Source organism: Novosphingobium mississippiense (genome assembly GCF_044029535.1).
Taxonomy (GTDB): domain Bacteria; phylum Pseudomonadota; class Alphaproteobacteria; order Sphingomonadales; family Sphingomonadaceae; genus Novosphingobium.
Map to the genome: position 1 here is coordinate 1,844,601 of NZ_CP147003.1, position 19,922 is coordinate 1,864,522.

Below are 19,922 nucleotides of genomic sequence, written 5' to 3' on the forward strand. Positions count from 1 at the left end.
ATGCCGACCCAGACCCACATCCTCCTTATCGATGACGATGAAGTCGATCGCCAGGCCGTCCGGCGGGCGCTGTCGGCCTCTGACCTCACTTGGGTTCTGACGGAGGCAGCAAACGCTGCCGAAGGACTAGCGCTCGCAGGCGAGAAAGCCTTCGACTGCGTCCTGCTCGATTATCGCTTGCCCGATGCCGATGCCTTCGATGTGCTGGGGGCTTTGCTCGCTCCAGGGTGCGGTATCAATGCCGTTCTGATCCTTACCGGCGAGACCAACCCCGAGACGGCCCTCGATCTGATGCGAGCGGGGGCGCTCGATCATTTGAGCAAGGCGGAGCTCAACCCATCGGGCCTTGCGCGTGCAATCCGCTATGCCAAGGCAAGGCGCGCCTTTCTGGCGGAACTCGAGCAGGCGAAGCGGGAAGCCGAGGAAAAATCCCTCGCTCTCGATGCGCTCAATCGTCAGAAGGCCTTGCTGCTTTCGATCATCGCGCATGATCTGCGCAATCCCTTCCAGGCAATCATTGGTCTCTCGGACTCTTTGAGCCGGACCGCCGCGCAAAAGGATCCCGCGAAGGTTCAAATCCGTGCGCAGGCCGTGCAGGAGGCGGCAGTGCAGGCACACGCCCTGATGGAAAGCCTTTTCGACTGGGCACAGCTCCAGATGGATAGCGGCAATGTCGAACTCGAGATGGTCGATGTGGCTGCTATCGCACAGGAAGCGACGAGTGTGTGCCGCCACACGGCTGAAGAGAAGGGCGTATCGGTGTCATTCGATTGTGGCGGCGGGATGGTCCGTGCCCATCGCGACATGCTCGCGACGGTGCTGCGCAACCTGGTCGGCAATTCGATCAAGTTTACGCCAGCAGGGGGCGGCATCACCATCGCCTGCGAGAAAGGAACCGACGGGCGGTTCGTTATCCATGTTCGGGATTCCGGCGTAGGAATGTCGCAGCAGGCCATCGACAATCTCTTCCGCATCGATCGCCGCGTCACGACGCCAGGGACTGCGGGAGAGAAGGGGAGCGGGCTGGGACTACTGCTCTGCCGCGACCTTGTCGAACGGATGGGGGCAAGGATGGAAGTCGCCAGCAAAGTGGGCGAAGGAACCGCCTTTTCGCTAGTTTTCGAAGGCTTATCTAAGCAATAGCAGGAGCTTAGCCTCGTTACGCAGACAACATTTTGCTCACCGTGCGTAGCAAAACGGCGTGATCGACCGGTTTGGGCATGAAGATGGCGGACTGCGGCAGCGCGCCTCCATCAGGTGATATCGCGCCCGAGCACACGATTAGCGCTATTGGCGGATATGCATCATGGATATAGTTCGCGAGGCGCAGGCCGTCCATTGATCCGGGCATCTGAATGTCGGTCACGACAATGCGGATGGAAGGATGCGCTTTCAATAGTTCAAGTGCTTCGCCGGCATCGCCCGCTTCCTCCACCCGGAAGCCTGCATCCTCGAACAAATCCACCAAAACCATTCTGAGCAGCGGCTCATCATCAACGACCAGAATTTCCTCTCGGCAGATCGGATGGGCAGCGTCTTCCTTCATACCGCATAAAATCAAAATTCGGCGGCATCGTTCCCGTTGGAAACAGAGTGTTAATTAGCCAGTTGGCATTGCCCGCATGGTTCACTGCATGAAATAGTCTCGCAAGGCCTTTGCCGATCATGTGGCGAACCGGCACGTCCATTGGCAATGATCGGACATAGTCCGCCGAGCGCCGGCAATCCTACTGGCACCTTCCTGCTTACCGGGCTTCAAACTTGCATCTGCCCGACAGCATTTTGCAACGATTTCGCTTTGGTCGGGTTGGAGGAGACATGCCCGGTGATTTTACCGAATCCAGGAACGGCAAATGAGTTTGCCCCCTCGTCAGTCGGGCCGCATCGCCGCAAGGGCCCATCACTCGCCCGCGGCTGCCATCCTTAGGAAGTTTGAACCCTTCTTCGTCATCGGCGAGGTATCCGGCGGCCCGCTGCTGATCGCGTCGATCGCCGCACTCGTGCTGATCAATACCGCTTCGGGTTCGACATACGCGCACATCTGGGACGCCCCCCTGAGGCTGACCTATGATGGCTGGGCAATAGCGAAACCCCTGTCGGGATGGATCAATGACGCGCTGATGCCGCTGTTCTTCCTTATAATCGGAACAGAGGTGAAGCGCGAGTTCGTGAAAGGGTCATTGTCGTCAGTTCGGACCGCAGCCCTCCCTGTCGTTGGTGCGATAGGTGGTCTCGTTGTTCCTGTGGCTATTTACCTTGCCTTCAACCTTGGTACCCAAGCCCAGCATGGCTGGGGAACGGTGGCGGCGATGGATACGGCGTTCAGCCTGGCGATCGTCGGTATGTTCGCGACCTCCTTGCCGCCATCGCTTCGCGCCACGTTGCTCGCCTTCGCAGCGATAGACGATGTGTTTGGCCTGCTGGTGATAGCCTTTGCCTACACCGCTACGCTTCAACCCTGGTTTCTCGCACTGGCAGGAGCCGCATATCTCGGCATAATCCTGTTCCTGCGCCTTAACTGGGTCACGCCAATCCTTTATGTCTTTCTGGGCATCGTGGTTTGGATCGGCATATTGGGATCGGGGGTTCATCCCACGATAGCCGGCGTCGCGATAGGTCTACTGCTTCCGACAAACTCGCGCCTTTCAGAGCGGCGCTTTGCAGCGCATGTCCAGCGACCCATCGACGAGATCAAGAAAGCCGAGGCTGCGGCCGCACGCGCCGACGATCCGGATGAAGAAGATACTCATCATCTGTCCGCTCAGAAAAACCTGGGCTACGTCCACGAGATGGCAGCAGCTACCGATGAAGCCGCGGCCAGGCTGATCCGGATACTGACGCCGTGGGTCTCTTATGTGGTCTTGCCGCTATTTGCTCTTTCCAACCTGCGGATACATTTTTCCCCAGACCTGCTGAGTGACATTCTGCATTCAAACCTGGCGATCGGCATCATAGCCGGTCTGGCAGTCGGCAAACCGGTAGGCTTTCTCTTCGCGACCTGGCTCGCGTGTCGGCTGCATCTCGCCCGCTTGCCGGAAGGGCTGACCTGGAAAATGGTCCTTGGAATCGGGGGCGTTGCCGGCATCGGCTTTACCATATCCCTCTTCATCGCCGAACTGGCCTTTGCCAACGAGACGCAGTTCGAGGAGGCCTCCCTGGGCGTATTCGCGGCCTCGGTCCTTTCCGGTTTGTTTGGGTACGCCGTATTCAGGAGCGTGCCCACGAAAAGGTAGGGATGCTTGTGTTCGTTCTCGTAATCTAGGCACAGAGCTAAAGCGCTATCCTGTCCAGCGCTTCGCGGGCCGCAGTTCCGAGCCGAGCCGCCCAGACGGCTTGCCCCTGCGGATCACCGATCAGACTCTGCTTCACCTCGATTTCCACATAGGGCAGGGCGCGGCTGAATGCGTGGTACGGGACCGTATAATCCGTTTCGTCCATCGCATAGGGGACATTGTCGCCAACAACGATGCCAGTTTGTCTTGCCAGCGCATCACGTAGCCCAAGCGCGAAGTCCGTACGCCCCCGCCAATATAATATGCCGACGTCCCAAGGTCGGGCGCTTCCGTTCAGGATGGGGGTGAAACTATGAAGTGAAACAAGGACGGTCGCGCGGCCCTGGTGCTGACGATCATCCAGCATTCTTGAAATGGCTGCGTGATAGGGCACGTGAATGCTTTCTATCCGGGCCCTCCGGACGCCTGGAACGGTTATCAGGAGCGTCAGGGCGTGTGCAGAGATTTCGCCCATCTCGCCATCACCCTTTGCCGGTGTATGAATATCCCTGCTCGCTACTGTACAGGCTATCTCGGCGATATCGGGGTCCCCCCGGTCGATGCACCGATGGACTTCAGCGCCTGGTTTGAAGTGTATATCAATGGTGGCTGGTACGTTTATGATGCGCGGCACAACCAGCGCCGCATAGGTCGAATCTTGATGGCGCGCGGCCGCGACGCAACCGATGTCGCTTTGACGACCGCATTTGGGCCGGCGATACTGCAGCACTTCGAAGTCCGAACTGAAGAGACCTCAACAATGGGATGATCGTCACGCTCTAAACGGCATACCCTCTCTGAAAAATGAGAAAATCTGTCACACTCCGGCTGCGATTTTCAAAACCTGGCTGGGCCAGACAAGTGGGGCAAAACTTAGGCGTGTCGCGGGCGAAGTAGGAGGGAGACCTTTACTTGAACCCCGCAGGCTGCCGATAAGCCCTGCGGCTTTTTATTCTGTAATAGATCGCAGGCGGCTACAGTCAGGGGATCGCCGAATTCGATCAAAAGAAATGCAGCGGATCGCCGCCTTCTCGTCAGAGTGCAATTTGCGCCCGATGCTTGGCGGCGTCTGTCGGTCCAGTCAAATCGAGCGACAGGCTCCCGGAGGGGTCGGGAGAGTTGAGCTTCACCGGCCGTCGTCTCCATTCTTGAGGCCCGCATTCATGGCTTCGACTATCGCGCGGCCGCATCGCCGGTATAGCGCAGCGCGCTCATGGGAACGGAAGCCGGGGCGCGCACGCCCCTGCTTCCCGATCTCCCGATCACGACATTAACGGCATTTCACTTCGCCCCTGTCAATCTGTCGGCCGACGAGGGCGCCGCCAGCTCCGCCGGCCAGGGTGCCCAGAGTGTTGCCACCGATCAGCTTCGCGAGAGCTGCGCCGCCCAATGCGCCCACGACAAGACCGGTCGTGCCATCCGAACGACGACAATAGGCCCGTCCGTCGCGGCCTCGATAGACCCGGTCATTTCGACTAAGACGCCGATCCTTGTAATTGCCGCGGTGGTAGCTCTGGGCCGGATCCCAGTTCCGATCCTTGTCGCCGCGCCATTCGTGCCGGCTATCACCGCGAGTGCGGCTAACCTCACTGCGTCGATCACGATTGTTGGAATGTTGCGCCTCTGCGGGAATGGCCGTGACAGCCAATGTGGTCGCTGCGAGCGAACCGAGAATTCCTGCCAGATACTTCATCTTTCGGCTCCTTCTTTCTCACGAGGATATCGATGTCGACCCGACTGGAGTAACCATCCGATGGGATCAAGGGTTGCCCGCCAGCGAGATGAATCGTGCCTAGTGCAGGAAAAGTCGCTTGAACGGCGCTCCAGGCAAATCACTGTTTGCACGCGGTCTTTGTCTACCTCTGTTGGCGTCTTCCCTCGACGGATTCAGGCGAGACATCCCATGAGGCGTTCCTGGCCTAAAGCAGAGAGGTCCGAACCGGGACGCTGTCGATAATCCAGGAACGGCGGGGCATAAGGCTGGAAATACGACCATGCCCGCCTACTGCAAGCGCGTTTCGGTACCCCGCATACGCGGAAGATCCGATGGCCGATCATACAGCGAAACCGGCTCCGAAGCTGTCAGCGCCTGCGGTCCCCATGTCGTCACGCTCGGAACGCAGGGAAAAACCTGCGGCAGAATCTGCGTGAACCTTGCCCAGATCCGATCCGCCTCGGTGACAATGACAAGGCGCGCGCTGCCTTGCCTGTCGATGTCCGCCGCCAGAGCCAGATGCCACATTTCGTTGTCCATGCGAACACGGCCCGCGCTGATCCCCTGGACGGCATCCCAGGGCACTTCGCAAGGGTTGCCGTCGATCATGAGAACCATGCCCTGCTCCGTAAAATCTGTGGGACGAAACCAGTCGATATTCCCGTTCAGCACAGGGGCGCACCATCACAAGACGTATCGCCGGCGATGATCCTGGCGCTGCGCTGACCGGTGATCCTCTCGGCGCGGCCGCGCAGCGTCTGGATCGACGCTTCGGGAAAGGCGATTTCGAAGACAGGAGCATCTGGGCCGGGCTGTCCCTTGGCATCGACAGGATGGAGGCGAGGTATGAGTCTGACGCGATAATCCATCAGGTCGATTTAGCGCGGCCTCTCCGGGGGATAAAGACGGGTGATGTCGAAATAGGTAGGCGGAATGTTGTGGGACACGCGCCGAAGCTGGCTCTATTCAGCTCCGCTTCCCTGCCGCCCGCCAGCCAACAGTAATCCGGTCACCTTCCGGCAAAAATCCACCTCTGACTCCGCAGTCTTGCAACACCGATCTCCCAGGCCCGTCGCTATCTCGTGGACAGCCGATGCGATCGGCGCAGAGGGCCGATTTGTATGCGACCAGGCAAATCGATTATCGTGCGCCGCGCCTGCAACTGGTACGGGGACTTTGAGGATGACATCGCGAGACGACATGGTCGCGACGTGGCTCGCGGCGATAGAGCAATTTCGGAAGAGCCGCCATGCCTTCACCGAGTGGCGGGCGAGCACGCCCTGTCCTGATCCTAATCTCACCCCCGAAGACTATGATAAAGCCTGTGCGAGGGTACACGAATGGGAACGAACCGATGCCAGTTTCGCCGTCCCCTACGAGTTTGCAGTCCAGACTCTGCTATCCCTCCCGGCGCCGAATATCGAAGCGGCGATCGTCAAGGTGCAACTGGCTCGTGAGGCGTTGCGCGATCAGGACGTCGAGGAAATCATCGTGCCGATCCTGCAAACCATCGAGCAGGATCTCCATCGCCTTGCCGATGAAGAGAATGGTTCTGAGACCGAGCCTAACTAGGTGGCGCCACAAAATCGCGCCATCTACTCCGCACGCCCGGACCTCGAGCGAAAAAATTGAGCCTTCCGCATGGACACTCCCGGAAGGCTCCAGTCTTGAGCGCCGCCTCACCGGTGGCGTCCTTCGGGTCGCTGCCAGTGAATAACTCATTTGGGCCGTCAAATCGCGTTACAATATTGCAAGGTCGGACCATGGTATGTGCAGTCGAACATAGCATGTTGACCACGTTCGTCCTTGCTGCGAACGTTGCCATGCGGCGGGGCATGGTTCTCGGCACGACGTCCTGAAACATCATGCGAAAAAGAAGCTGGCCGCCAGGGCCAGCCTTTAAAAGTCAGGAGAGGATGCCCAAAAAGGCTGTGGATTGGCTGCGCTCGTTCAGAACCTGGTGCAACATCAGATTTTGCATGAGGGCGTTCGATAAATAAGAACGTCGTTGGCTCCAATGCCTTGGGCGCGGCAATCCCGCATTGATTAGCTATGGGGCCATCGGAAAAACCGCCCTCACGCGCCGCCGTTATAGCGGTAAGTGCCTCGTTCCCGATCGTCGAAAGGCGGCCGAACGATGTTTCCCGCCGCCAAGGACGTGTGCAGCAGGATCGATGATGGTGACGCCATCGTGTGAATTGCTCGCGATGGCATCGGCCATGCCGAACAGTTCCACCCGTCCGCCGTCGTTGTAGATGCGCCCGGCGACGGTTCCGCGCACCACGGCGCGGGCATCTTTCTCCACCCGCAAATCGCCGGCGATCGTGCCATGGAGGATGAATCGCTTGCCGCTGCGAACTGTCGCGCCCCCGGAAATCCTGCCGTAGAGTGCGATATCCTCGTCGAGCGCGAGAGGGCCATCGATGTTGCCGTGAACTGCCTTCACTTCAGCTACTCAAAATATCCGTACCATATCCGCGCCGGCAATATGTCGCGCCGGGAGGCATCCATGCCAAACGGCACTCATCTGCGAGGATCATACGCGAAGCGGGCCCATACTGTTTATAGCGTCGGGAGTCAGTACGCCGCGGAGCCATTCGTCGCTGAAGCGGGTGAAACAAGCGCTCAATGCAGCTGCACGGCCCGGCCCATCCGCGTCTTCCGACGAGATTCCCGAAGACCGGATAAACTCCTCATGCTGATAGCGTGCCATCACTACGGCTGTCTTGCCGGATCATCCTTCTGTTCCCTCTGCCGGTTCTGCTCTTCATGCAGTTCCCGCGCGATCTGGCGGCCAAGAAGCTCCGCCAGACGCATGATGGCAGCCTCGGCTCGCGGCGACAGAGCAGGGCAAGGCTCGGGATCGCGCCGCTTCCGCTTCGTCACGGTGACCTCCAGGACGGCAGCGGCCGTCTCGCCTGGAAAACGATCGGTGAGCGTCGGCGGGGAGGGTGGAGAGGAAGGGAGGGAAGGTGGGTAAAGGCGGCGATGGTTCGCATCGTCTTTTCCCTCGACCCACCGCGCCAGGTTTCTCTGCTGTGGGAGCCTGTGCTATTCTCCTCTTCGGAAAGGCTCTGCACATGCAGGATGTTGATCACGTCGAACCGGCAGAAGAGGCGCCCCCGCCATCGCCGCGCGCGGCCGACTGGTTCTGGCGCCCCTGGTATGCCAAGCTCTACATGGCTCTGGCGCTGCTCTACTGGATCGGCCTCGAACTGATGATGGCCCCCCCCTTCGATCGGCTGAACATCTATCTCGCTAACACGATGGTGTTGCTGATCTTTGTGTTCAACCCAGTCACGGTGGCTGCTGTCCTGGGATATGGCTTCCTCAAGGCCAAGGTTGCCTGTGGGGAATGGGTGATTATGTCGGGGCCACCGTCGCAAAAACCTATGATCGATCCCTATACAGATCCGTTTGATATACGATCTGGGAGCATCTACCACAGACATATCGGCCTGATGAAAGATAAACATTAGGGATCTCGACGCTCTTTAAACGTCGGATCTCCGTCCGCAGGGCCATGATCTCGATCCATCAACAATCGACCCGAACTCAGAATCGATGATTGTTCCATCGACGTGAGTGGGGCGGTAAGCTGCATAGTACCGCGGCCGGAATCTGCTTGCTCTAGGTAACGATTTCGAAGTCCCTGATTGCCGAGAACTCCGTCGCTCAATCCTTTTGCAAATGTCTCCTCAGGACGTCCCGAACGGGCCGCGGCCTTCTCTGCGGACGCGATCACCTCACGAACGTCGTAGTTGACAATGTCCATCGATGACTGTGCCGAAACGGTTGCAGCGCCTCGATCGGAGATATCCATTCCCACCTTGCCACTTAGCGATCCCACGGCGTTTCCGGAACTTCCCGAATTATCGTCCTTGCCCTTGTCCTTGGCTTTGCCGCCACTGCTTACGCCTCTGCTCGCCGTTGCTGAGAGATCCCCAGATACGCTCTCAGTGTTTGACGTCTGATGGTCTGCGTTTCGGGAAAGCGACCTTTGCCATCCCGTCTGCGCGATGATCGCGGTGACGTCGCGTTCCAGCGTATCGGCCACCTGGGGCTTTAGCCTCCAGTTGCCCCGCCGATCCATTTCGAACCCGCCGCGAAGCCAGTTGGCCATGGCAGCCTGACCCTCCGGGCCACTGCCAAGGAAATGCTCGATCGTGTCGGGGCCGGCCTGTTTGCCGGCCTCGAAGCGCGTGCTGGTGTCATTGCGCGCGGACCGGCTGAACCCGGTGCTGCTCGAGACGAGCAGATCGTTGTGCGCGAAACTGAAGCGCGCATGCCCGCCATTGGCGATGGCGCCGAGCTGGCTTTCGTTGATGAGACCGCCGCGCCACATCTGCGCCGCGAGTTCGGGTGTCAGGTTGAGACTGACATCGCCATTCTGGTCCATGGCGATCTGGCGCTTCGACATTGCGACACCATGCGCGCGCAGCAGCGCCTGGGTGCGGGTGAGGCGCTCCCGCTCGACGATCCCGGTCAGGCGCTCGTTGCGCGCACGATCGGCGATACCTTCCGCGCCGCCCTCGGCCATGTCGACCTGGTTGCCAGCGGTACCGGCCAGCGCGCGGATGAAGGCATCGAGACGCGCAGCTTCCCGAACCGATGCTCCGGCCGCCGCAGCCCCTTCGGCAAAGCCGGCATTATCCGCCTGCCGCCGCTGCTCTCCGATCTGCGCATTGCTGCGCACCCCGTCGGGCCCGATCTCGCGCTGGGCGTCGAGCTTGCCCGACCGCTCGGCGAAGTCGTAGCCCGCAGCCTCCCGCGTGCGCCCATAGACGCTGGTGCCTTCACGCGCCGCCTCGGCACTCGCGCCATCGGCCGTGCCGACCTGGACCGCGGCATTGTAACTTTCCAGCGCGCGCAGCACTTGCGCTTCGCTCCGCCCGGTCGCGCGGGAAAGTTGGCTGATCGCGGTCGATCGCGCCTCGCCCGAGAGAGCATTGATGAAGCCGATGCGACGGCTGGTCTCGGTTACGGAGAGGCCGAGCATACCCGCAGCCTGGCGCTGACCCTGGTTGCCGCCGGTGCGATGCGCCTGCTCGGTCGCGACATTGCCGCGCTCGACGGCGGCGACCCGGTTCCCCGCATAGTCGCGTCGGCCCTCCATCGCCCCGATCTGCGTCTCAGCTGCGGTCAGGTCATTGCGCAGCATCTGCTCCTGGTCGAACGCATTGGCGGTCAGCTTGGCGAAGGTCGGATCGGCGCCTGCCTGCCCGATCACGGTGGAGGCCTTTAGCGCCGCATCCTTCGCGTCATAGCCGCTGCGCTCAAAGTGCCGCTGTGCGCCCGACTGCATCATCTCGTAGGCTTGGCTGTCGCCGAAGGCCTTCCACTGCACCATGTTCTGCGCGAAGGCGGCAAAGGCCCGCTCGCCGGGCTGTCCTTCCCCGAAATACGTCGTGCCAAGCTTGCGCAAGGCATCGCCCTGGGCGAAGTTATGGATGGCCGATGTCGCGGCATTGGCGCGAACCGCGTGGGCCGTCGCCGGATCGCTGAGGTCCCGCCCGGCGAGGGCAGGGGCGAGGCCACCCAGTTCGCGCGCGGCGTCGGTCCGGCCAAGCCCAAACGCGGCAGTCCCGCTCGCGCCGCCGCCCTGTTCGCCGAGCACGGTGCCGGAGGAGCCGAATGCCCGGTCGAGACCGAAACTGCTGCGCTCGCCGAAGTCGCCGAACCCGGAGGACGCCGATCGCCGCGCAGCCGTGCCGCTCGCCGACGCCTGCGCTTCAAGCGCCGAGGCGTAGCCCTCGCTGGTCCCGACCGTCGCCGCTGCCATGCTGCCCTGGCCCTGGACCCCGAGCATGCCCGAGGTGAAGGCGGTGAACATGTTGCCCGAGAAGCGGAAGACCGTGAACACGAACGCGCCCGCCAGGCCAGCGGCTGCTGTACGGAACGAGCCGAAGATCGCGAGTGCTTTCATCGCCGCCGAAGGCGCGAGAATCCAGCTGTCGGCGGCGACACTGGTCGCGCGCAGTTCGGCCAGAACGTCCATCGCGCGGCCGAGGGTCAGCTGGTAGATGCCGGCATCGATCACGCCCCACAGCGCGACGAAGACGAAGAGGCCGAGCGCGAAACTCGCGACCCGAAGGTTGATCGGCGTCAGGATGAAGAGCAGCGCGATCGGCATCATCATCAGCATGATCGCGAAGACCGAGGCGCGGATGGTCGGCATCCACTCGTTGGCGGTCGAGAGCGTGGCGAGCCCGTTGGACTCGATCGCGCGGTTGGCCATCACCCGTGCGGTCGCCGCCGGCGAATCCTCGAACAGGACGTCGCCCACGGTCTGGCCGAGCAGGATGTTGGTGAGGAACTTCTGCCGGTTCATCGCTTGCCCCAGCATCATATCGCCCAGGCCGTCGATCTGCTGGCGGCAGCGATCGCGCTGGGCCGTCTGGGTCACGTCGAAGCCGGTGCGCGCGCAGACCTGGTCGCTGTAGGCATCGAGCAGCGTGGAATCCGACAGACGCTCGGAAATGTGGTTCCATGCCGCCTCGCAGCTCACTGTCGTTCCCGCCTTGTCGCTCGCCGTGAACACGGTCGAGAAGGTTGCCGGCCCGGCCATCGCTGCGAAAGAGGCGGGAAGGTCGGTCGAGGTCCGGAAGAGCTGGTCGTCGTCGACGCCGTAGGCCGGGGAGACGCGCGCCACCGGATAGCACTGGCGCACATAGTCCTTCACCGTCGCATCGAGGAAGGTGTCGACCATCGGGCTACGCGGAGACACCGCGTTCAGGAAGAGGTCGAACGCGTGACCACCTGCTCCGAACTCCAGCTTGGCGTTGGGTTCGGTGGTGTTGTCGTCGATCGTCTCGGCAAGCGCCCGCTCCATCAGATTGGTGACGCCCGCGACCAGCACGATGAGATTGGGGACATCGCCCACCGGCTGGTAGGCGTTGCGAACTCGGTCGTAGACATGGACCGTGCCGGTAGTGGCGATCAACCCGGCGAACAGGCCGATGCCGACCAGCATCTGGAAGCCAAAGGCGACGAGCCCCATGCCCGAGCCCCGGATGCTGGCGATCACCGCGCCGAAGGCGATGCCCGCCACCGCGATGATCACCACCAGCGTCTCGTAGCGCGGATCGCCGAAGATCATCGCGATCAGGTGAAACGCATCGACGGTCTCGGAAAAGCCGTCCCAGGTGTAATAGCTGGAATCGATCGCCAGCGCGGGCGTCGCGACAAGCGAGCCGGCGAGGGCAATCAGCAGGCGAAGGAGGGAGCGCATGACGGACCTCACCGGTTACGATTGGCGTTGGCGCCCGCGGCATCGCGGGCGTCGCGGTCGCGCTGGCGCAGGACCCCGGCATAGCTGGCGGAGAGGTTCGCCTGGTTCATCGCGGCCATGTAGGACTGGCGCATCTGCGCGCGCTGGCGCAGCACCTCGTCCCGGAGTTCGCGAAGCTGCTCGATACCCTTGGTGAGAATCCGCGTCTGGCACACGTTCGTGTTCTCGGCATCGGCCGCGCCCGCCGTGGTGACGCCGCGCTCGGCGTTCTGGAGGGCGAAGTCGATCGAACGGGTCAAGTCGTTGAGCATCTGGTAGGCGAGGGTGAGGGCGACCAGTTCGTCGGTGTCGGCGATCACGCTGTCGGTCAGGCCCTGGCGGACGCCCCATTCAAGCAGGCGATAGACTGGCAGGGTCCGCACGTTGGCGACAAACTGCTTCTCCTCGCTCGTCAGCGCCGAGCGGGTGCGGATCTTCGCGGCGACCGATTCCATCTTCTCGCGCGCCAGCACCAGCGCGCCGCGCCCGCTGCCGTTCACCGAACAGTCCGAGGCGGTGGCGGGAATGTTGAGCGCACGGGTCGGCACGCGGCCGGTCAGGAAATCGTCCGCGCTTTCGGTGTCCTGGTGCGGGCAGGCGGGAATGGCCGAGAACACCGGCACCTTGTCGTTCGCATCCCAGCGCATGTAGACGTCGCCGACCCGGGCCCGCATGACGCCCGCCCAGTCCGAAGCGCCGACTCGGGCGGCGGCATGCGCGAGGAGCGAGCCGGTCTTGAAGATCTCGGTGACCTCCGCCGGGCAATTCTCGAGCGCGTCCTTCAGGTCCTCGGTCGGATTGCCCTTGTTCGCCTGGATCTTCTCGCGGCTCTGCTGCCAGCTGTTGGCATAGCCCTCGCGGATCGACTTGTAGCCGGTCATCTCCTCGAGGATCCCCGACATGTTGTCGTCGCCCTTGGCGATCTGAACCATGCGGTTGGCAAGACGGCAGTCGTTCACCTGGATCGAGTTCAGGTAATTGGTCGCGGCCTCCATCTTTGAAATTATATTCCCCATCTTCTCGTTCGAGGGTTTCCAGCAGATACTGGAAGGCGACTGCGGGCGCGGCCTGGAGGATCGTCTCCAGCTTCTCGACGAGATATTCCGGATCGAGGAACGACATACCGCCGAGGAACATGTCGATGCCGCCGCAGCCCGCCTTCACCTTGGGGAGCGTCAGGCTCATGAGATAGTCGTCATGGACATCGACCCGGCCCGACATCCCGCCCGCGGTCACGTAGCCGCGGGTCTGGTCCTCGAAACTTCCGGGCGATGTGTAGGTGACATTGTCGAACCAGCTTTCTGCCCAGCTCTGCGCATGGGCGGGAACCGCTTGGCCGCACGACGCGACCACCAGGAAGAGTACTAAGGCAGGAGCGCGACGGTTCAGGCGGCGTGGATTACATTCCATGGCGGGCATCCCGGTGAGGTGGAAAGGTGACGCGGCCCCGCCATGATCAGCGTCCCTTCGGGTTGGAAGAGGAGGCCGGCGCCCTCACGCCGACGATCCCGGTGAATTTGGACATGGCGCGCACGCCGACGGCGGGCCGCGCCCCGGTCAGCATCCGGGCCGCGAGCCAGGCATTGCGCGCGATGTTGGGTCCGTGGTCCGTACCGATCGCGATCGGGACCATGCGGTTCGGATCCGTGGCCGCGCGGACCCATGCGACCGGGCTGCCGACCCAGGGGAGCCCCAGACGCCCCGAGCGCAACATCGCCTCCTCAGCGCCAATGGTCCGCACCTGCCAGCCGTAGCGGGCGCGGAATGCGAGCAGCTTCGACCACAGATCGGCGCAGGGCAGGCAAGCGGGCGCGGTGCTCATCTCGATCACATAGAGCGAGGCCTGGCCACGTAGCATGGTTTCGAAGTCGGGGGGAAAGGCGTGTGTGACCGGAGCGCGCGATAGCCACTGTCGCATGTCGGAGGCGGTCGATACCGGGTGAATGGCGGCCCGCCTGGCGATGTCCCTGTTCGCCTGCTGCGCGGCAGCTTGGTTCGCCGCGCAAAATCCTGCGGTGATCAGCAGGGCGTATCCAAGACGCACGCGCAGCCTCATGGTTTAGGCTCCCGCACATCGATAAGATCGCCGCCGATCACGCGCGGATCGGTCGAGGAGACCGGGCCATTGGCGAGCGCATCGAAGAAGCCGTCTTCCTCGCCCGCGCCGGTCAGCCACTGCTCGGGCCGGATATCGCCGCTGAGCAGCCGCACCGCCTGGTAGGCCATCTGCGCGATGTTGGGATAGGTCTCGACCCCGGCGGCGATGACCATGCGCTGCTGGCTGTTCCGGCGGATGACCATGGTCGTGGGTGTCACCTCCACCCCGAAGCGCTGCCCGAGTTCGGGTTTCCGGTCGAGATCCATGAGGCTGACCTGCCAGCCCATCTCGTCCTGGAAGCGCTGAACGATCGGCCACTGCACCCGGCAATAGCCGCAGGACCCGCGCGCGAACATGACGAGCGCGAATTCTCCCGCTTTCGAGCGCAGATACTGCCGGCGCAGCTGTTCCTTCTGCGCGCCGAGCACATCGCGCGCCTCGCCGACCATCGGGTTTGCCGCCCTCGCATTGAGCTCGGGATGCGTGAGCATGGCGAGCTGGGTGACGCCTGCGAAGGCGCGGGCCTTGCGCCGCGCGAAGTCCTGCAGCCGCCAGAAGTCCGATACGGCCTCGACGGTAAGCACCGTCGCGGCATAGTCGCGCTGCTGTTCGATCAGCGTGCGTATCTTCGGCGGCGTCCAGGTCGCCAGTTCCGCCATCGGCGGGATCACCGGCTTCACCAGCGCGTCGGGATCGGGCTTCTCCTCCTCCACCGTGGCCGGCGCCTGATACCACCAATAGCCACGTGCTCCGCTTTCCATGGCGGCAGGGCCGGTTGCCTGGGCCAGCACCGCCTGGGTGGGGAGCAACAGCGCCGCGGCGAAGGCAAACTGCCGTCTCACAGCAGCTTCTCCATCCGTGTCAGACGATCGATTGCGACCGGCCCGTAATAGCGGCTGTCATATCCATCGGGATGCTTCGAGCCGACGAAGATCATGCCCTCCGGAATGTGGGTGACGCCCGGGCGCCAGTGCGTCAGCGCCTTGCCGCCGCGGCCGACCGGCTTGCTGGCGCCCATCAGGCGGCCGTTGCAATAGTACCATCCATTGCCGGGCTGCCCGAGGCGACCGGCCTTCTCGATCATGACGATCCGCTCACCCGGCATGCACAGCGCATATTTGGTAACGTTGACCGCCCTCGGACCCGCCACCGGGTCAGACAGCATGAACGATACGAGATCGCCGCGCCCGATCGGCCCGGGCGCGCGGTGCACCACCCAGGCGTCGATCGACGGGGTCATCACCAGCGTCATGTGCGGCATCGCCCACCAGGCGAAGAGACCGATCGGGAGAACGATACCGTAAGCCTTGAACAGCTGCGCGGGGCGCGCCGGCTGGCCAAGGCCACTGGCGCCGAGCGCCACGGCGGCGCGCAGCGGCAGATCCATGGCCTCGCGCCAGAGCCGCTTACCGGCGCGCCAGGCGAGCGAGAGCATCCCGCACCTCCTCTCCGCCGCCGAGGCGGCCATATTCCTCGAGCAGCCCGGTAAGCGCCGCGTCGCCGAACACGAGATGCCGCGCGCGCGGGGCCGTTTCGTCGCGCTCGCAATAGGGCTGGGTGGGATCGCCGGGGACCATTGCCAGCGCGGGCACCCCGGTGACGCCATGCTGGCGGAAGACCAGCGGATCGACGATCAGCTGCACATCGCGCATGGCGCAGGCGGGACCGTCGCAGCCCGGATCGATGCGCAGGATCGCCGCCGACAGCTTCGCCATCGGCGCGACCTGCCGCATCCCGCCTGGCATTCCCCGAAACGCCATGACGCCGCCGGCCCGCTCGAGTTGGCCCGCGTAGGTCCGCAGTGTCGCGACCGGCATCGCGGACGACACGAACAGCACCGGCACCCAGCGCGTCTCACCACCAGCGGAGACCACGCCGGCCAGCGCCGCGGCTTCGGGCTGTTCCAGTCCCAGCGCCTGCGCGACCCGGCGACTGGCAGCTTCCCGCTCGGCGGCGAGCGCTTCGCGCGCCGCCGTGACGTCTTTTTCCGCGCGTGCCGACATGGCAGAATCCGTCTTGCGGCGGCGAAGCCCCTCGAAAGCGCGGCGCTGCGTGGCGGTGTCTGGCATCGCGGGCAGAACGGGCGAGGGGACCCTTGTGGCCTTCGCTTTGCCGGCGGCGCGTTTGACGCGCTCCATCGTTTGCGCGCCCTGGCCCTCGATCCGCGTGCGGGCGTTTTTGTGCTGTGCCTGTTCAGTCGCGACCGGCGGCTCGTTCGCCTCCGCGACGGTCGCGAAACAGGTGAGGCCGACCAAGTAGACAGGGCCTGCCACGAGCAGGCCACGCCTAGTTGCTGATCGTCTGCATATAGGCATCGATCTTGTCCTTCATGTCGATCTGGATTTCGCTCTGGGCGCGCGTTTCGATCTCCTCGTAATATTCCGAGAGATCCATCCTGCTGAAATCGAGCGCCTGGAATTCTTCCGCCGTGAAGCCGCGGCAGTAAGGCTTCTTCGCCGTGCCCCAGCCCTTCTCGGCGAAGCTCTTGAGCTGGGGGCGTCCCTGTTCCTGGATGATGCGGCCGAGCTTGGTGTTGAAGCAGCAGTGGCCTTTCGCTTTCTGCACGCAGATGCCCAGGATCTTCGACGAGCAATAGCTGCCGACCTCGTGGCACATCCCCGAGCCGCGCAGCATGCCCACTTCCATGTCCTCCTGGTCGCAGCCCTGCAGCAGCACCTCGATCATGAAATTGACGGCAAGGCTGATCGCGATCGAAGTGGGATCGATGCCGACGATGATCGCATTGGCGCCTGCGCTTGCCGCCTGGCTCGCCGTCGCGCCCGCCTTGAAGGCGGTGTAGGCCGCCTTGAGGCCAGTGAAGATGCCCTTGGCGACGGCGATCTTGGTCGAGATCGACGAGATCGAACCGCCCATGCCGTCCTTGACGATCTTGCCCTTGTCCTTGCAGCAGTTCTGGAATGTGGTGCTGAGACCTGCGGGACGACAGCGCGCGGCGCGGCCCGAAAATATCTCGATCGTGCCCAGGCAATTGCCGTCCGCATCGACGCCGCCGTCGGCCTCGACCCCGGGATCGTCGAGCGCCGCTTCCTCGACGACGGGATTGGCGCCGGTGTCGATGCATGTGTTGGCCGAGCACGCGGCCGCGCCGCCGCTCGCGGGAACCTCGCATGCATATTGATCGCCGAGCGGGCAGTGGAGCGCGCCTGCCGTGTCCGCCTCGCACGTCGCCTGGCCGATCGGGCACATCCAACCACCCGAAGCGGTCAGATGACAGGTGGCCGTTTCGCCTTCGTCGGCGGCATCGCCGTTGCCGTCGAGGTCGGCCGCGCAAAGCTGCTGGGCGGACGCGCCTGCGGGAAACACCAGCACGCCGGACATGAGCAGCATCGCCGCTGCAAGGAGGGACCGCACGGCGCTCATCGCACGGTGCTCGTGCAGACCATGTCCGCCCCGCCAAGGCGTACCGTCTGCATCATCACCGCCGCTTCGGGAAAATCATCGAGACAGCCGCAGCCCTCCACGAGTTCCTCGCCGTCCCCGGCCGGGCAGACGTTGCTGTCCTGGCAGGTGCGGTAGTAATAGTCCCAGCCTGTCGGATCGGTCTGCTTCGAACCGGTCACGCCATCGGGGGCGACTGCCGTGTTCCCTTCCGCCTTGCGGGTCTTGCAGATCGGCTCGCAGGCGCTGACGCTGCCGCGCTCGGGCATCGAGAAGCTGCGGGTGGTGAGGCTGTAGCTGCCGTCGGCGTTCGCCACCCGGTCGGCGAGCAGGGTCTCGGCCGAGTGATCGATGATATAGGCGCCGCGCGAGAGATCGGGTTCGGCCGATGTTCCCAGATCGACGGTGCACCGGTAGGTCCGCTCGCGCAGGAAGAAGTCGCGGGCGATCTGCGCGGTGCAGGCGCCGGTTCCAAATACCCGCGTCTGCGGCAGCGGCGAGAGGCCGGTATTGACGCCGCTGCGAAACGTCGTGACGCCGTCGACCACTTCATCCTGCAGCCGGCAGGCATCGTTCGCCCCATAGCCGGAACAGGTGTCGACGAGCTGCTCGCTCGTCTTGCATCCGGTATCGACGCTCGCATCGATCGCGGCATAGGCTTCGCCGCCTTCGGCCACCGCGACGCGCAGCCAGATGTCATGATCGCCCTGTGTCATCCGCGAGGTCAGATCGAGCGCGGGGTTCAGGTAGAAGGCGCTCTTCTTCTCGCATTTGCCCGGCGGCAATCCGGTTCCGGTCCAGGTCTGCGGCCCGGAACCCAGCAGTTCGCCGTCGACGCGGAGCTGCGCCCAGTCGTCGGCGCCGAAACGGGTGAGCAGGACCTGGCGCAGGCGATCGCTGTCCTTGACCCGCAGCGTCATGTGGAAATCGAAGATCGAGCAGGATCCGCCCGAAAGACTGTTGTCGGACGGCGAGCCCATGAGGAAGGTGACGGCCTCGCTGCCCGTCACGGAGGTCGCATAGCCGCCCGCGACCCGGTCGATGATCTTCTCGATGGTGATTTCTTCCTGGGTGATCTGCCGGGTAATGGTGCAACTGCGGCTGACTTCGGACGTGCCGGTGCCGGTCGAGGAGGCAGCGAGCGCCTGGAACACGCTGCTGGCCTGCGCGGCGGCGGAGGCGTCGCTCGAGATGGCGCCGGGATTGCTCTTGTACGCGGCGGCGCCGACATCGGACTGCGCTGTGCACGAGGTCGTCTGGGCGCCGGTGTAGCGGATGATCGGCCCATCGATCGCCACTTGCGAAATGGCGATGCGCGCGTCCGACGTGGTGAGCGCGCCGACGACGCCGCCCCCGAGGTCCTTCAGCACCGAGGCGATGTTGCCCCACACCAGGTTGTTGCCGCAGCTGTTGTTGACGCAGTAACAGCCGGCAAGCTCGGTCAGCTCGACCTCGCTGAGCTTGAGCGCTCCCGAGGTCGCGGTATTCCAGCGGAAGAACCGGCAGGCGTCCCACGTCCCCGGGTTACAGGAGATAATCCCGTTGGCGCAGATGCCCGAGGTGACGACAGGCACCGTCAGCGCCTCGTCGAAGCTGCCGTCGAGATCGCTGTCGCGCGAAATGCTGAGTGTGCCGATATCGCCGGTGGTATTCGGCTGCGCAAGCAATTCCAGATAAGTCGCGGTCTTCTGGCAGGCGAGATCGGGCGTAAACGCTTTGGAGGAGTCCACCGTGGTTATGCTCTGGCCCGCCATCCCCGGTGTCACGTAGTTATCGAGCAGCGCATCGCTGTCCGCGCTTTTGGCGCGCGCGGCGGCGGCCGCGGCGCGGGCGCGGTCCTCCGGCGTCTGCGCGTGCAGCCCCGCGGAAAACCCGAGCACTGTGACAAGGAACAGGGCGCACGCCTTCATGGCTGGATCTCGCCTGGCGCCAGCCTGCGCGAGCCGCGACGCAAACGAAACAGCAGAACGCCGCCGTCGCTATGCGGCCTCTCGGCCCTGAACACGGCTTGCCCCTCGAAGACGGTCAGCGTGGCCACGACGACAGACGGCGAGGAGGGGCGCACCGCCTGTCCATCGTCTGTGTTGAAGGCCACGCCGACCGCCCGACCGACACCGCAGGGGGGAAACGGCGCCGGTCTGACCGCGATGGAAACGCCGGGTGTGATGG

17 protein-coding genes and 2 pseudogenes are annotated in these 19,922 nt (G+C 63.4%); 5 read left to right on the plus strand and 14 right to left on the minus strand.

The window, feature by feature from the left end; genetic code table 11:
• On the plus strand, positions 1 to 1,143 hold the full coding sequence (locus WBP06_RS26595; RefSeq protein WP_048939554.1) for a hybrid sensor histidine kinase/response regulator: 1,143 nt from the start codon (positions 1 to 3) through the stop codon (positions 1,141 to 1,143).
• A 16-nt stretch (positions 1,144 to 1,159) separates the two neighbouring features.
• On the opposite strand, the gene WBP06_RS26600 is transcribed toward WBP06_RS26595, so the two are convergent.
• Positions 1,160 to 1,546, minus strand: a complete 387-nt coding sequence (locus tag WBP06_RS26600) for a response regulator (protein WP_004212645.1) — start codon at positions 1,544 to 1,546, stop codon at positions 1,160 to 1,162.
• Positions 1,547 to 1,853: 307 nt separating this feature from the next.
• On the opposite strand from WBP06_RS26600, the gene nhaA reads away from it, so the two are divergent.
• Complete coding sequence (nhaA, locus tag WBP06_RS26605; protein ID WP_279731279.1) at positions 1,854 to 3,233, plus strand: Na+/H+ antiporter NhaA; 1,380 nt, start codon at positions 1,854 to 1,856, stop codon at positions 3,231 to 3,233.
• Between the two features lie 37 nt (positions 3,234 to 3,270).
• Here the strand turns inward: nhaA and WBP06_RS26610 are convergent, their stop codons facing one another.
• Positions 3,271 to 3,747 (minus strand): N-formylglutamate amidohydrolase, encoded by a 477-nt coding sequence (locus tag WBP06_RS26610; protein WP_395335571.1) that lies wholly within the window; start codon positions 3,745 to 3,747, stop codon positions 3,271 to 3,273.
• Here WBP06_RS26610 and WBP06_RS26615 point away from each other — a divergent pair.
• A pseudogene (locus WBP06_RS26615) lies at positions 3,697 to 4,041 on the plus strand (transglutaminase family protein); the annotation flags it as partial. The gene WBP06_RS26610 and the pseudogene WBP06_RS26615 sit on opposite strands and share 51 nt — an antisense overlap.
• Before the next feature lie 501 nt (positions 4,042 to 4,542).
• On the opposite strand, the gene WBP06_RS26620 reads toward WBP06_RS26615, so the two are convergent.
• Both WBP06_RS26620 and WBP06_RS26625 read right to left on the minus strand, forming a co-directional pair.
• Complete coding sequence (locus tag WBP06_RS26620) at positions 4,543 to 4,965, minus strand: glycine zipper 2TM domain-containing protein (RefSeq protein WP_103094724.1); 423 nt, start codon at positions 4,963 to 4,965, stop codon at positions 4,543 to 4,545.
• 309 nt (positions 4,966 to 5,274) lie between these two features.
• Positions 5,275 to 5,604 carry a hypothetical protein gene (locus WBP06_RS26625; protein ID WP_103094813.1) on the minus strand — a complete coding sequence of 110 codons (330 nt, stop codon included), beginning with the start codon at positions 5,602 to 5,604 and terminating at the stop codon, positions 5,275 to 5,277.
• Between the two features lie 582 nt (positions 5,605 to 6,186).
• Between WBP06_RS26625 and WBP06_RS26630 the strand changes: the two genes are divergently transcribed.
• The gene (locus tag WBP06_RS26630) at positions 6,187 to 6,558 is read left to right on the plus strand and encodes a hypothetical protein (protein ID WP_395335574.1); all 372 of its coding nucleotides are present in this window, start codon (positions 6,187 to 6,189) and stop codon (positions 6,556 to 6,558) included.
• 517 nt (positions 6,559 to 7,075) lie between these two features.
• On the opposite strand, the gene WBP06_RS26635 is transcribed toward WBP06_RS26630, so the two are convergent.
• Entirely contained in the window at positions 7,076 to 7,432 is a 357-nt protein-coding gene (locus WBP06_RS26635; protein ID WP_103094727.1) for a hypothetical protein, read from the minus strand.
• Positions 7,433 to 8,066: 634 nt separating this feature from the next.
• Here WBP06_RS26635 and WBP06_RS26640 point away from each other — a divergent pair.
• Complete coding sequence (locus tag WBP06_RS26640; protein WP_279731275.1) at positions 8,067 to 8,465, plus strand: hypothetical protein; 399 nt, start codon at positions 8,067 to 8,069, stop codon at positions 8,463 to 8,465.
• Here WBP06_RS26640 and WBP06_RS26645 read toward each other — a convergent pair.
• The 9 genes and pseudogenes from WBP06_RS26645 to WBP06_RS26685 form a co-directional block, all read right to left on the minus strand.
• Positions 8,462 to 12,217, minus strand: a complete 3,756-nt coding sequence (locus WBP06_RS26645; protein ID WP_103094729.1) for a conjugal transfer protein TraG N-terminal domain-containing protein — start codon at positions 12,215 to 12,217, stop codon at positions 8,462 to 8,464. The genes WBP06_RS26640 and WBP06_RS26645 overlap by 4 nt on opposite strands.
• An 8-nt stretch (positions 12,218 to 12,225) precedes the next feature.
• Positions 12,226 to 13,666, minus strand: a pseudogene (locus WBP06_RS26650) (conjugal transfer protein TraH).
• A 46-nt stretch (positions 13,667 to 13,712) separates the two neighbouring features.
• Positions 13,713 to 14,312: a hypothetical protein gene (locus WBP06_RS26655; protein ID WP_048939484.1), complete on the minus strand. Its 600-nt coding sequence runs from the start codon at positions 14,310 to 14,312 to the stop codon at positions 13,713 to 13,715.
• Positions 14,309 to 15,196 (minus strand): conjugal transfer protein TraF, encoded by an 888-nt coding sequence (locus WBP06_RS26660; protein ID WP_048939485.1) that lies wholly within the window; start codon positions 15,194 to 15,196, stop codon positions 14,309 to 14,311. Before WBP06_RS26660 ends, WBP06_RS26655 begins: the two co-directional genes overlap by 4 nt.
• Entirely contained in the window at positions 15,193 to 15,789 is a 597-nt protein-coding gene (locus WBP06_RS26665; RefSeq protein WP_279728031.1) for a S26 family signal peptidase, read from the minus strand. Before WBP06_RS26665 ends, WBP06_RS26660 begins: the two co-directional genes overlap by 4 nt.
• A complete protein-coding gene (locus WBP06_RS26670; RefSeq protein ID WP_279728030.1) occupies positions 15,761 to 16,609 on the minus strand; it encodes a type-F conjugative transfer system pilin assembly protein TrbC in 849 nt (282 codons plus the stop codon). Before WBP06_RS26670 ends, WBP06_RS26665 begins: the two co-directional genes overlap by 29 nt.
• A gap of 31 nt (positions 16,610 to 16,640) precedes the next feature.
• Positions 16,641 to 17,735, minus strand: a complete 1,095-nt coding sequence (traN, locus tag WBP06_RS26675) for a conjugal transfer protein TraN (RefSeq protein ID WP_048939487.1) — start codon at positions 17,733 to 17,735, stop codon at positions 16,641 to 16,643.
• Complete coding sequence (locus WBP06_RS26680; RefSeq protein WP_279728029.1) at positions 17,732 to 19,663, minus strand: hypothetical protein; 1,932 nt, start codon at positions 19,661 to 19,663, stop codon at positions 17,732 to 17,734. Before WBP06_RS26680 ends, traN begins: the two co-directional genes overlap by 4 nt.
• The gene (locus WBP06_RS26685; RefSeq protein WP_279728028.1) at positions 19,660 to 19,848 is read right to left on the minus strand and encodes a hypothetical protein; all 189 of its coding nucleotides are present in this window, start codon (positions 19,846 to 19,848) and stop codon (positions 19,660 to 19,662) included. The genes WBP06_RS26680 and WBP06_RS26685 overlap by 4 nt, the downstream gene beginning before the upstream one ends.
• Positions 19,849 to 19,922 lie beyond the last annotated feature (74 nt).